9 protein-coding genes are annotated in these 12,764 nt (G+C 59.6%); 3 read left to right on the top strand and 6 right to left on the bottom strand.

What is annotated here, in order from left to right; all coding sequences use genetic code 11:
* Positions 1-199 precede the first annotated feature (199 nt).
* Together J4E00_RS20755 and J4E00_RS20750 are read left to right on the top strand one after the other, a co-directional pair.
* Positions 200-1,225, top strand: a complete 1,026-nt coding sequence (locus J4E00_RS20755; protein ID WP_208177189.1) for a sensor histidine kinase — start codon at positions 200-202, stop codon at positions 1,223-1,225.
* A 118-nt stretch (positions 1,226-1,343) separates the two neighbouring features.
* On the top strand, positions 1,344-2,090 hold the full coding sequence (locus tag J4E00_RS20750; protein ID WP_208177188.1) for a LytR/AlgR family response regulator transcription factor: 747 nt from the start codon (positions 1,344-1,346) through the stop codon (positions 2,088-2,090).
* A 31-nt stretch (positions 2,091-2,121) separates the two neighbouring features.
* Here the strand turns inward: J4E00_RS20750 and ureG are convergent, their stop codons facing one another.
* The 6 genes from ureG to J4E00_RS20720 form a co-directional block, all read right to left on the bottom strand.
* Positions 2,122-2,874 (bottom strand): urease accessory protein UreG, encoded by a 753-nt coding sequence (gene ureG, locus J4E00_RS20745; protein ID WP_208177187.1) that lies wholly within the window; start codon positions 2,872-2,874, stop codon positions 2,122-2,124.
* Between the two features lie 79 nt (positions 2,875-2,953).
* Positions 2,954-3,625, bottom strand: a complete 672-nt coding sequence (locus J4E00_RS20740; protein ID WP_208177186.1) for an urease accessory protein UreF — start codon at positions 3,623-3,625, stop codon at positions 2,954-2,956.
* Positions 3,626-3,731: 106 nt separating this feature from the next.
* The gene (gene ureC / locus J4E00_RS20735; protein ID WP_208177185.1) at positions 3,732-5,447 is read right to left on the bottom strand and encodes an urease subunit alpha; all 1,716 of its coding nucleotides are present in this window, start codon (positions 5,445-5,447) and stop codon (positions 3,732-3,734) included.
* Between the two features lie 51 nt (positions 5,448-5,498).
* Positions 5,499-6,020 (bottom strand): hypothetical protein, encoded by a 522-nt coding sequence (locus tag J4E00_RS20730; RefSeq protein ID WP_208177184.1) that lies wholly within the window; start codon positions 6,018-6,020, stop codon positions 5,499-5,501.
* 44 nt (positions 6,021-6,064) lie between these two features.
* Positions 6,065-6,799 carry an urease subunit beta gene (locus J4E00_RS20725; RefSeq protein ID WP_208177183.1) on the bottom strand — a complete coding sequence of 245 codons (735 nt, stop codon included), beginning with the start codon at positions 6,797-6,799 and terminating at the stop codon, positions 6,065-6,067.
* Between the two features lie 201 nt (positions 6,800-7,000).
* On the bottom strand, positions 7,001-7,531 hold the full coding sequence (locus J4E00_RS20720; RefSeq protein WP_208177182.1) for an urease accessory protein: 531 nt from the start codon (positions 7,529-7,531) through the stop codon (positions 7,001-7,003).
* Positions 7,532-8,175: 644 nt separating this feature from the next.
* Here J4E00_RS20720 and gltB point away from each other — a divergent pair.
* Positions 8,176-12,717 (top strand): glutamate synthase large subunit, encoded by a 4,542-nt coding sequence (gltB, locus tag J4E00_RS20715; protein WP_208177181.1) that lies wholly within the window; start codon positions 8,176-8,178, stop codon positions 12,715-12,717.
* Positions 12,718-12,764: the final 47 nt, after the last annotated feature.

The following is a 12,764-nucleotide window of genomic DNA, read 5'->3' as shown; positions in this document are numbered from 1 at the left end:
GTTGGCGGTTTGATGGCTCAAAGGTGAGCTGGCCCATTTCCGGGGTAAAAAACATTATTCCAACGCCCCAAAACCTGCTGTTATCGGGCCTTTTGGGCGTTTTCCGGTTTCGCATCCTAAAACCGGGCTTTCGCATAAAAAAGGTGCGGGTGCTGGCGGGGGGCGGTAGTTTTGGTCCTGCATTAATCCCTGCCCTATCATGGCCAATCTGCTGACCAAATCCGCCCTCCGCTGGCACATTCTGGGCTGGCTGCTGTATGGCGGCTACGAATTCCTGGGCGTGTTTCTGCACGACAGAGGGCACCTACGCATCAGCTTGTGGCTCACGGCATCCATTTTAGTCATTCGGTTTATTGAGTTTTACCTGTGCTACCTCGTGGTGTACCCGCGCCTGCTGCGCTCGGGCCGGGGGCCGCAGTTGGTAGGCGCGCTGGCGGGCGTGTTAGCGCTTTACATCGGCCTGCGGGCGCTGATTGAGGAGGCCATTTACCCGGCGCTGCTGGGCTTCCACAACTACTCGCCCGACACGACGGTGACGTACTACATTTTCGACAACATCTTCTTCGGCAGCCCGATGATAGTGCTCAGCGCCGCCGTATGGAGCGCCCAGACGGCCCTGCGCCGCGAGCGCGAAAACCGCCAGCTCCGTGAAGAAAAGCGCGCCGCCGAAGTGGCCTTCCTCAAAACCCAAATCAACCCGCACTTCCTCTACAACACCCTCAACATGCTCTTCAGCATGGCTTACCCAGTGGCGAAGCCCGTGGCCAACGCCATCCTGAAACTCTCGGAGCTGATGCGCTACATGCTGCACGAAAGCCCCGACGGTCAGGTTGATTTAGAAAAAGAAATCGAGTACCTGCACAATTACCTGGCCCTCTATCGTCTCCGTTTCCCCGACAGCTTCCACGTCGATTTTAACGTGACTGGTGACCCGGCCGGCCGCCGCATAGCCCCGCTCGTCCTCATCCCCTTCGTAGAAAACGCCATCAAGCACGGCGTGCTGGATGACCCCGCGCATCCCATTATTATTCAGCTTGATGTAAAAGACGACGGGCTGTTTTTCCGGGTTCAAAACCAGCGCAGCGACGACCAGAAGGATGCCACCACCGGCATCGGGCTGCCCAACCTGTGCCGCCGTCTGGAGCTGCTGTATCCGGAGCGGCATGAGTTGCACGCGGGGCTGGATGGGGAGCATTTTGTGACGTCATTGCGGCTGGCAGCCTAAGCCAGAACGGCATAGAGACACATATTTGTGTCTCGTCGTTGAACAACAACCCGACACCGACGCAACTTCAACCGTCCAACGACGAGACGCAAATATGCGTCTCTACATCCCTTAGCCCATGATTCGCTGCCTTGCCGTCGATGATGAAGCCCCGGCCCTACTCATCTTGGCCGATTACATCAGCCAGCTTCCCTTCCTTGAATTGATAGGTACCACTACCAATCCCATCGAGGCGCTGACGATGGTGCAGCAGGGCCAGGTCGATTTAGTGTTTCTGGATATTCAGATGCCCAAGCTCACCGGCCTGCAGTTCCTCAAGCTGGCCGGCAACAAGTGCAAGGTCGTCCTCACTACCGCCTACCCCGAATACGCCCTCGAAGGCTACGAAAACGACGTGGTGGACTACCTGCTCAAGCCCATTTCCTTCGAGCGCTTCTTTAAAGCCGCCCAAAAGGCGCTGGCATTGCTGCCCGGTGCGACGCCCCCCGCGCCCATGGCTGCTCCGGCTCCGACCGCCGCACCCGTTATTGCCGCCGCACCGCCAGCCGCTGGCCACATGTTCGTAAAGGGCGAGAGTAAGAACAAGTTTCTACGTGTCAACTACGCTGATATTCTCTACATTGAAGGGCTGAGCAACTACGTGTCCATCCACCTGCCGGCGCAGCGGGTGGTGACGTACCAAACGCTCAAGGAACTGGCCGAGACGCTGCCGCAACCGCCGTTTCTGCGGGTGCACAAGTCATTTATCGTGTCGCTCGACAAGATTCGGATGGTCGACGGCAACACGATTTACATCCTAGACAAGGAGATTCCGGTGAGCGACACCTACCGGGAGCAGCTGTACAAGCTGATTCGGGAGCAGTAATGTAGCGCGGACTCGCAGAGTCCACGCTACCCTACCGCCGGTCCTCGCGCACGGCGGCTAGCGCCCGCGCCTTAGCGGCTTTGATGTGCGAGATAATATCATCTAGCCCATGCCCGTCGATGGCGCGGGCAAACAGGAACGGGCCTTCGCCGCGCATCTTTTTCGAGTCGCGCTCCATCACGCCGAGGTCGGCCTTGATGAGGTCTTTGAGGTCGATTTTGTTGATAATGAGCAGGTCCGATTGAGTGATACCGGGTCCGCCCTTGCGCGGGATTTTATCGCCGCCCGATACGTCGATGACGTAGATGGAATAGTCGACCAGCTCGCGGCTGAAGTGGGCGGCCAGGTTGTCGCCGCCGCTCTCCACAAAGAGGTAATCCAAGCCGTAGTCGAAGCGCTGCATGAGGCCTTCGAGCGCGTCCATGTTCAGAGAAATATCCTCGCGGATGGCAGCGTGTGGGCAGCCGCCGGTTTCGACGCCCACGATGCGGTTTTCATCCAGCGCACTGTTGCGGATGAGAAACTCGGCGTCTTCGCGGGTGAAAATGTCGTTAGTGACCACGCCCAACTCGAACTCGTGGCGCATTCGCTCGCACAGGGCTTTGAGTAGCGCGGTTTTGCCCGTGCCCACCGGCCCGCCAATGCCCACGGTGAAGGCACGCTTGCGGAAGTTGCGGTAGCTGGGCAAGCGTCGGGTTTCACGCTCGTTGAAGTCCCCTGGGGATTCGTAGGCTTCGTGCTGGTGACCGTGGAGCAGAAGGGCGAGTTTTTCGACAAAAGCCATGAGTAGTAACGCGGACTTTTAGTCCGCGAATTATGAATGTATTGAATCGTTGAATTCGCGGACTAAAAGTCCGCGCTACTTAGTTCTGGAAAAGCTTGGAATAAATGTCTTCGTGCAGCACCTGGGCTGCATCCAGCAAGAAGGCAGAACGGGTAGCCTCGCCATACCCCTTTCCTTCCTGCGCCGCCAGAATATGCTCGAACACCGCGTAGAAATCGTGCTGCAACTGGTGCCCCTCCAGCGGCCCCAGAAACCCAAGGCGAATGGCGGCGCTGAGCTGGTCGCGCAGCAGCATGTGCAGGTACATGGCTTGCAACTCCTCCAATCCAAAGCCGACCCGCTGCAAGGCCAGCGTGAAAACCAGCGTGAAATGCGGGGGAATCTGCCGGGTTTCGAACCATTGCGTAATGGTTTCCAAAGCAGCTTCGGGATAGAAGGTGGCGAGCAGCTTCAGCCAGTTGCGGCCCTGCACGGCGCTGGCTTTGTAGAGCGCAGGCACTAGCAGTTGGGCGTCGTATTCTTCGGCGATGGTTTGAAATTCGGGGCTTTTCTCGGTGAGATGGAAGGTGGAATGGATGAAGGGCAATTCGGCGCTGCCGGCTTGCTGCAGGTAGGAATACAGGTGGTTGCGCAAGTCGAATGGCGTGTTCACCAGCCCGAAGGTGAGGCTACTTTCCAACCCGTAGGAATAGGCGAACGAGCCGGTGGGAATAGCCGAATCGACGAGGTGCAGGAGGCGGGCGAAGTGCATATTGGAACCCCACCCCCGGCCCCTCCCCTCCGGGGGAGGGGTGCCAGACGCGGGCGATTGAGTTCGTTGTCTCCCCTCTCCCGGAGGGGAGGGGCCGGGGGTGGGGTTAAAACAAGTTATACAGCTGCGCCAGCGGCAGCGTCTCGGCCGGCTCGCACGTCAAATGCACGCCGTCCACCACCACTCTATAAGTCTCCGGGTCGACAGAAATGTTGGGCAAATAGTCATTCAGCGCCATGTCCTTTTTGCCGATGTTGCGGCAGTTCTTCACCGCCACCACCTGCTTCGTCAGGCCATATTCAGCCCGCACTTTTTCAACCGAAGCACCTGACACAAACACCATCGAACTCCGTCCGATGGCCCCGCCCAGCGCGCCGAACATGGGACGCGAGAACGAGGGCTGCGGCGTGGGAATGGAGGCGTTGGCGTCGCCCATCTGGGATTGGGCGATGATGCCGCCTTTGAGTATCATCTCGGGGCGAGAGCCGAAGAAGGCGGGTTTCCAGAGCACCAAATCGGCCAGCTTGCCGATTTCGATAGAGCCGACTTCGTGCGAGATGCCGTGGGCGCGGGCCGGGTTGATGGTGTACTTGGCCACGTAGCGGCGCACCCGGAAGTTGTCGGCCTGCTGGTGGGCGTCTTCGGGCAGGGTGCCGCGCTGCTGCTTCATTTTGTGGGCCGTTTGCCAGGTGCGGGTGATGACCTCGCCCACCCGGCCCATGGCTTGCGAATCGGAGGAGATGATGCTCAGCGCGCCCAGGTCGTGCAGGATGTCTTCGGCGGCGATGGTTTCGCCCCGGATGCGGCTTTCGGCGAAGGCCACGTCTTCGGGGATGTTGCGGTCGAGGTGGTGGCAGACCATGAGCATGTCGAGGTGCTCGTCGATGGTGTTCACCGTGAAGGGCCGCGTGGGGTTCGTGGACGAGGGAATCACGTTCGGCTCGCCGCAGATTTTGATGATGTCGGGCGCATGGCCGCCGCCCGCCCCTTCGGTGTGGTAGGAGTGGATGGTGCGGCCCTTGAACGCCGCCGTGCTCGTTTCCACGAAGCCGCTCTCGTTCAGCGTATCGGTGTGGATGCAGACTTGCACGTCGTATTCCTCGGCAATGGTCAGGCACTGGTCGATGGCGGCCGGCGTGGTGCCCCAGTCCTCGTGCAGCTTGAAGCCCAGCGCCCCGGCCTCGGCCTGTTCGCGCAGGCCCTCCGGCTTCGAGGCGTTGCCCTTGCCCAGGAACCCGAAGTTGAGCGGGTAGGCCTCGGTGGCCTTCAGCATGGTTTCGAGGTAGAAGGCGCCGGGCGTGCAGGTGGTGGCGTTGGTGCCCGCGGCCGGCCCGGTACCGCCCCCAATCATGGTGGTGACGCCCGAGGCCAGCGCCTCCGGAATCTGCTGGGGGCTGATGAAATGGATGTGGCAGTCGATGCCGCCAGCCGTGAGCAGCTGGCCTTCGCCGGCAATGACTTCGGTAGTGACGCCCACCACCATGCCGGGCGTCACCCCGGGCATGAGGTGCGGGTTACCAGCCTTGCCGATGCCCACGATGCGCCCGCCCTTGATGCCGATGTCAGCCTTGTAAATGCCGGTATAGTCGACCACCAGCGCGTTGGTAATCACGAGGTCCAGCGCATCGGTCGGCCCGATGCCGGCAGCCTGGCCCATGCCGTCGCGCAGCACCTTGCCGCCGCCGAACTTGCATTCTTCGCCGTACACGCAGTAGTCTTTTTCTACCTGAATCAGCAGGTCGGTATCGCCGAGGCGCACCCGGTCGCCGGTGGTGGGGCCGTACATGTCGGCATACGCGCGGCGGGAGATGGGGAGGGACATGTTGAGCAGTGATTTCGTTTGCTTTCGAATTTTCAGCTTTGAAAAGCGGAATTAATCAATGTTCCAGTAGTTACTGGAATCACCTTCGAATGCATCATTTATTGTATCATCAAATGTGTATTTCTCACTTGGTTCCCATGTATCATATGGTAAATCCTGAGATGCATTTCGGTTTTTCTGCGCCTTTAAACGACTTTCATTTAATTCAATAATTGACTCATCATATTCGTATCGTCTTATCATATATGGCTTAAAAAACTCTAGATAAAATTCATAACCCTTATCCTTTAAGTAAGCTGTCATCTCAAACGAGCCGGGCAAGCTGCATTTATATCTAGCTGGTTCTTTATCCATTTCAGCATGAAGCTTGGATAAAAGGCATGTTCCTTCAAACGAATCTGCTCTATCAACATCAAACAATGGTAATTGTCGCAATTCATCAAAGCCATCTATAGCAAAACTCTCAACGGTTTTAATACACCACTTTATGTAGCTTGGGTCACATAATGCCACAGTCCATATGGGCATACCTTGATACATACCAAAGTTGAAGTTTTCAGTCGGCTGATACATATCGAATCTGGTTTACGACAGAGACCTATTACTTTCTAAAACTACTATAACTCTAGTTTCTCCAGCGCCTGCTGCTTCTTTCCAGCCTCATCCAGCGGGCCATCAATCCAGCCATTGCCGCCGTACACGATGCGCTCGCCGCTGAGGGCCACTAAGGTCACGCGCTTGCGTTCGCCGGGCTCGAAGCGTACTGCCGTGCCGGCCGGGATGTTGAGGCGGAACCCGTAGGCCGCCGCGCGGTCGAAGTGCAGCGCGGCGTTGGTTTCGAAAAAGGGGTAGTGCGAGCCGACCTGCACGGGCCGGTCGCCCATGTTCACGACGTCTACCGTCACCGTGGCGCGGGTTTCGTTGAGGATGATGTCGCCGTCGGCCAGCAGGTATTCGCCGGGCGGCGGGGGGCTGGCGGGCGCGGCGGCCGGGGCGGTGGCGCGGGTCAGGCCGGAGCCGTAGAGGGCCAGCGCGGCATCGCCGGTTTCGCGGCAGATGGGGTGGTGCACGGTCACGAGCTTGGTGCCGTCGGGGAAGGTGCCTTCGATTTGGACTTCGTGGAGCAGGTCGGCCACGCCGGGCAGCACGTCGGCCAGGCCCAGCAGTTGCTTGCCCTTGTCCATGAGCACGGCCACCCGCTCGCCGTCGCGGATGAACTCCAGCAGCTGCGTGGCGATGAGGGCCAGGGCTTCGGGGTAGTTCAGGAGCAGACCACGGGCGAAGCGCTTCTGCGCCACGAAACCGGCCTGGTGGAGGATGAGCTTGTCGAGGTCTTTGGGGGCGAGGTGCATTTGGGAAAAGAGCTATCGGGATTAAAGAACGTCATACCGAGCGTAGCCGAGGCATCTCGCCCGCGTTGCCTGACGCAAGGAACCTCACCCCGGCCCCTCTCCCGCGGAGAGGGGAGCCTGACGATTCACAAGTGAAGCATAACCGGTGCCCCCTCTCCGCGGGAGAGGGGGTCAGGGGGTGAGGTTGACGGGAGCACGATTTCACCATCGCACATTCCCATAAATCATCCAGCCGCCGTAGCCGATGCACAGCAGCGAGGATAAAGTGACAGTGCTGGCCTTCAATATCCGGCTGATTTTCATGCGCTTCGTGAATGGCACGCTACACAGCACGGCCACGATGAACATGCCCAGGATGGAACCGATACCAAACACCATAAAGTAGAGCACACTCAGCCACGGGTCGCGGATTTCACTCATCACCAGCAGCACCAGCGCACCGCTGCCGGCCAGGCCGTGGAGCAGCCCCACGGCGTAAGCGGCGCGGGATGGCGCCACACCGGGGCGCACCTTGGCGGCTTCACGGCGCTGGTCAAGCAGGCGGCTGATACCCATGACGATGAGCATCAAACCTACAGCGGCTTCGAAGTAACCAGACGTGAGAAAGGTGACACGGCCCAAGAGGATGATGCTGCCCACGACTACCAGCGTGGTGGTATGGCCCAAGCCCCAATAGATGCCATCGCGCAGGGCTTGGGCCAACGTATCGCGGCGGGAAATGAGATTACCCACAGCTAACAGGTGGTCGGGTTCAAATGCATGGCCCATTCCGGCTATAGAAGCAAATAAAATGGGCAATAGGCCTTGCATTTAAGAGGGTAAATAACAATTGAGGTCACTGAAAGCATTTAGGGCCTCTAAATTCTGGTACAAGCTGAAATTTATTGAAAAAGTAATCCAAACTTTTCGCATTCGCTGCTGAATCCAGGAAAAGCGCTTGTAACTTGGTCTTTCTTACTGACGGATTGGTACAGCAAGATATTGATTTATAAGGCCTACAGAACTTCATGCGAAGTGTAGCGAAGCATCTCGCATGTGCCACCTGGCGCAGGCAACCTCAATGCCGGCCCCGGTTCGCTTGAAGCGCGAAGCCCAAAGAAGGGGAGCTTAACAATGCTAAACCGTGCAAATCCAGTATCCCCTCTCTTTTGAAGAAAGAGTCAGGGGGTGAGGCCCCATCTGAACGACACGTTTGACATCGTACAACCCTTACCCACAATGCATTCATCATCAATGCTATGCCAATCAATACCTCGAATTAGAAATAGTAAAGCGGACGATACGACCATTTTACTCCCAAACGCCGGACCGTTTCTTTAAATAACTGTGGGTAGCCGGCTGATTTCATCCTGCCGCTCGCTAACGTCCCCTCCCTTATGACTTTCAACGCCCCGATACCATCCACCGACAACGCTCAAGGCCTCTACCGGCCCGAATTTGAGCACGATGCCTGCGGAACTGGTTTCATTACCTACCTCAACGGCCGCAAAACGCACCAGACCATCACCGACGCGCTGACCATGCTGGAAAACATGGAGCACCGCGGCGCCTGCGGCTGCGATTCCGACTCCGGCGACGGAGCCGGCCTGCTCATCCAGATTCCGCACTGGTTCCTGCTGGAAGAGTGCGTGCGCCTAGACATTCGCTTGCCTGAGCCGGGCAGCTACGGTGTGGGCTTTGCCTACTTGCCTAAGGACGAGAAGCTGCGCGCCGCCTGCCATGGGGTCATTAATGGTGCGGCGGCGCGGCTGGGGTTCCCACTGCTGGGTTACCGGCCCGTGCCGGTGAACCCGACCGGCATCGGCCCCACGGCGCTGGCCGCTGAGCCGGTGATGGAGCAGGTGTTTTTCGGCCGACCGGCCGGCATTACCAATCCGGATGACTTCGAGCGCAAGCTGTACGTGCTGCGTCGGCTGATTTTCAAGACGGTGCGCGAAACCGTGCCGGCCGCGATGGAGGTGTTCTACTTCGCCTCGCTCTCCTGCAAAACCATCGTCTACAAAGGCCAGTTGACTACTTATCAGGTGCGCGGTTACTTCCCCGACCTCAGCGACGAGCGGGTGACGTCGGTGTTTGGGCTGGTGCATTCACGGTTTTCAACCAACACATTTCCAAGCTGGAAACTGGCGCAGCCCTTCCGGTTTTTGGCGCACAATGGCGAAATCAACACGCTGCGAGGGAACCTGAACTGGTTTTATGCCGGCTTGCGCAGCTACGTGTCACCTTACTTCTCGGCCGAGGAAATGGACATGCTGCTGCCGGTGGTCGATGCCGGGCAGTCGGACTCCGCCTGCCTCGACAACGTGGTGGAAATCCTGTTGCACTCGGGACGCCCGCTGCCGCACGTGATGATGATGCTGGTGCCCGAAGCCTGGGACGGCAACACCCAGATGGACCCGCTCAAAAAGGCCTTCTACGAGTTCCACGCCACATTTATGGAGCCTTGGGATGGCCCGGCCGCCCTGCTCTTCACCGATGGCAAGCTTATCGGGGCCATGCTCGACCGCAACGGCCTGCGCCCCCTACGATACCTCGAAACCGCTGACGGCCGCGTGCTAGTGGCCTCCGAAGCCGGCGTGCTCCACATCGACCCCGCTACCGTAGTGCGGAAAGGCCGCCTCCAGCCCGGCAAAATGCTGCTGGTGGACACCGTGGCCGGCCGCATCATTACCGATGAGGAATTGAAGGCCCAGGCCGCCGGCCGCCAGCCCTACGGCGCGTGGCTCAATGAATACCAGATTCGGCTGGAGGAATTGCCCGAGCCGCGTCAGGTATTCACGGAGTTGGCCGCCGATTCGGTGTTCAAGTACCATCAGGTGTTTGGCTACACCCGCGAAGACATCGACGTGCTCATCACCCCGATGGCGCTGGAAGCTAAGGAACCCATCGGCTCGATGGGCGTGGACGTGCCGCTGGCGGTGCTTTCCGACCAGCCGCAACACCTGAGCAGCTACTTCAAGCAGTTTTTCGCGCAGGTGACGAACCCGCCTATCGACCCCATTCGGGAGCGGCTGGTGATGAGCCTGGCCACTTTCCTGGGCAACAACGGCAACATTCTTGACGAAGACAAGCACCACTGCCACTGCGTAGCCCTGCGCCAGCCCATTCTCAATAATCTGGAGTTGGAAAAGCTGCGCAGTATTGATACGGGCTTATTTAATGCCAAGACGCTACTGACCTACTTCAAAGCCGACGAACAGCCCGGCGCGCTGGAACGCGGTCTGGAACGCCTCTGCCGCTATGCCGAAGACGCAGTGAACGACGGTTACGAAGTGCTGATTTTGTCGGACCGCGGCGTGGATTCACTGCACGCACCCATTCCGTCGCTGCTCGCCGTTTCGGCTGTGCATCACCACCTCATCAAGCTCGGCTGTCGGGGCACGGTGGGCCTGGTGGTAGAGGCCGGCGACGTGTGGGAAGTGCACCATTTCGCCTGTCTGCTGTCGTTTGGGGCCACGGCCATCAACCCCTACCTGGCGCTGGCCACCATCCGGACCATGCACGAGGCCGGCCAGTTCAAAACGAACCTGGACCACGCACAGCTGACCTACAATTACATAAAAGCGGTGTGCGATGGCCTGCTGAAGATTTTCTCGAAGATGGGGATTTCGACCCTGCAGAGCTACCACGGCGCGCAGGTTTTTGAGATTCTGGGCCTGAACCAAGCCGTGGTGGATGCCTATTTCTGCGGCGCGGTCACGCGCATTGGCGGGCTGGGGCTGGATGAAATTGCCCGCGAAACACTCTATAAGCACTTCCAGGGCTTCAAGAGCACGACGCCCGAGGAGCAAGTCCTGCTCCCTGACGGCGGCCTCTACCACTGGCGGCGGCGAGGCGAGGCGCACATGTTTAACCCCGAAACCGTGCACCTGCTGCAGCTGGCCACGCGCACCAACAACTACGCTACCTACCAGCGCTACACCAAGCTGGTGAATGAGCAGCCGGAGCGCATGTTCACGCTACGCGGCCTACTGGATTTTGCGCATCACCGCGACGCCATTCCGCTGGAGGAAGTGGAGCCGGCCGAGGGCATTATGCGGCGGTTTGCGACCGGGGCTATGTCGTTTGGGTCGATTTCGCACGAGGCGCACAGCACTCTGGCCATTGCCATGAACCGCATCGGCGGCAAGAGCAACACCGGCGAGGGCGGCGAAGACCCGCTACGCTACGAGGTGATGCCCAACGGTGATTCCATGCGCTCGGCCATCAAGCAGGTGGCGTCGGCGCGCTTCGGCGTCACGGCCCACTACCTCACCAACGCCGACGAGCTGCAAATCAAGATGGCCCAGGGCGCCAAGCCCGGCGAGGGCGGCCAGCTGCCCGGCCACAAGGTGGACGAGTGGATTGCCAAAGTGCGCCACGCCACGCCCGGCGTGGGCCTGATTTCGCCCCCGCCCCACCACGACATCTACTCCATCGAAGATCTAGCCCAGCTCATCTTCGACCTGAAAAACGCCAACCGCGCCGCCCGCATCAATGTGAAGCTGGTGAGCAAGGCGGGCGTGGGCACCATCGCGGCCGGGGTCGCCAAGGCCCACGCCGACGTGATTTTGATTGCCGGCTACGATGGCGGCACGGGCGCGTCGCCCATCAGCTCCATCAAGCACGCCGGCCTTCCCTGGGAGCTGGGCTTGGCCGAAGCTCACCAGACACTGGTGCGAAACCAGCTCCGCAGCCGCGTGGTGCTGCAAGCCGATGGCCAACTGAAAACCGGCCGCGACCTGGCCGTAGCCGCCCTGTTAGGGGCCGAAGAATGGGGGGTAGCTACGGCGGCGCTGGTAGCCGGCGGCTGCGTAATGATGCGCAAATGCCACCTCAACACCTGCCCCGTGGGCGTCGCCACGCAAGACCCCGAGCTGCGCAAGCTCTTCACCGGCCAGCCCGAGCACATCGTGAACCTCTTCCGCTTCCTGGCCGAGGAATTGCGTGAAATCATGGCTGAGCTGGGTTTCCGCACCATCAACGAGATGGTGGGCCGGCCCGAATTCCTGAAAGTGCGCGAGGGCATCACCCACTGGAAAGCTCGCCACCTCGACCTCACCGACATGCTGCACCCCGCCGTGAACATCTCCGGCGGTACCCTCTACAACAGTGAACAGCAGGACCACGGCATTCGCGGCATCCTCGACTGGCAGCTGCTCGAACACGCCCAACCGGCCCTGAATGAGCAGACGCCAGTATTTGCCGAGTTCGAGGTGCAGAACATCGACCGCACCATCGGCACGCTGCTTTCCAACGAGATTGCCAAGCGCTATCACGCCGCCGGCCTGCCCGACAACACCATCAACTACCGCTTCCGCGGCTCGGCGGGGCAGAGCTTCGGCGCGTTCAGCGTGGCGGGCCTGTCGTTCAAGCTCGAAGGCGAGGCCAACGACTACGTGGGCAAGGGCCTGAGCGGCGCGCAGCTAGCCATTTTTCCCTCCCCCGCCGCTCACTTCGTGCCCGAGCAAAACATCATCATTGGCAACGTGGCGCTGTACGGTGCCACCTCGGGCGCATTGTTCGTGCGCGGCCAAGCCGGCGAGCGGTTTGCTGTCCGCAACTCTGGCGCCACCGCCGTGGTGGAAGGCGTGGGCGACCACGGTTGCGAGTACATGACCGGCGGCCGCGCCCTTATCCTGGGGCAGACAGGCCGCAACTTCGCCGCCGGCATGAGCGGCGGCATCGCCTGGGTGTATGACCCCAACGATACCTTCCCCTCCAATTGTAACCCCGAAATGGTGGAATTAGACCCGCTCGATGCTGACGACGAGGACCAGATTCAGGAGTTGCTTAGGAAACATGTAGAGCTGACGGGCAGTCAGGTTGCAGCCTTCCTGCTGGGGAACTGGAATGAGGAGGCCGGGAAGTTCGTGAAGGTATTTCCGAGCGAATACAAGAAGGTGCTGCAAAAGGCACGGTACGCGGAGGTGCATTAGTAAATAGTCCGAACGATAACTGAAATAACATTGACCGTCATGCTGAG

The organism is Hymenobacter negativus, from assembly GCF_017571495.1.
Classification (GTDB): domain Bacteria; phylum Bacteroidota; class Bacteroidia; order Cytophagales; family Hymenobacteraceae; genus Hymenobacter; species Hymenobacter negativus.
The sequence above is the reverse complement of the archived record's forward strand: the minus strand, read 5'-3'. Positions and strand labels throughout refer to the sequence as shown.

What these genes read in the sequence shown, in the direction of transcription:
- J4E00_RS20755 (WP_208177189.1), top strand. Translation starts at nt 200, where the DNA reads ATGGCCAATCTGCTGACCAAATCCGCCCTCCGCTGGCACATTCTGGGC.
- J4E00_RS20750 (WP_208177188.1), top strand. Translation starts at nt 1,344, where the DNA reads ATGATTCGCTGCCTTGCCGTCGATGATGAAGCCCCGGCCCTACTCATC.
- ureG (WP_208177187.1), bottom strand. Translation starts at nt 2,874, where the DNA reads ATGGCTTTTGTCGAAAAACTCGCCCTTCTGCTCCACGGTCACCAGCAC.
- J4E00_RS20740 (WP_208177186.1), bottom strand. Translation starts at nt 3,625, where the DNA reads ATGCACTTCGCCCGCCTCCTGCACCTCGTCGATTCGGCTATTCCCACC.
- ureC (WP_208177185.1), bottom strand. Translation starts at nt 5,447, where the DNA reads ATGTCCCTCCCCATCTCCCGCCGCGCGTATGCCGACATGTACGGCCCC.
- J4E00_RS20730 (WP_208177184.1), bottom strand. Translation starts at nt 6,020, where the DNA reads ATGTATCAGCCGACTGAAAACTTCAACTTTGGTATGTATCAAGGTATG.
- J4E00_RS20725 (WP_208177183.1), bottom strand. Translation starts at nt 6,799, where the DNA reads ATGCACCTCGCCCCCAAAGACCTCGACAAGCTCATCCTCCACCAGGCC.
- gltB (WP_208177181.1), top strand. Translation starts at nt 8,176, where the DNA reads ATGACTTTCAACGCCCCGATACCATCCACCGACAACGCTCAAGGCCTC.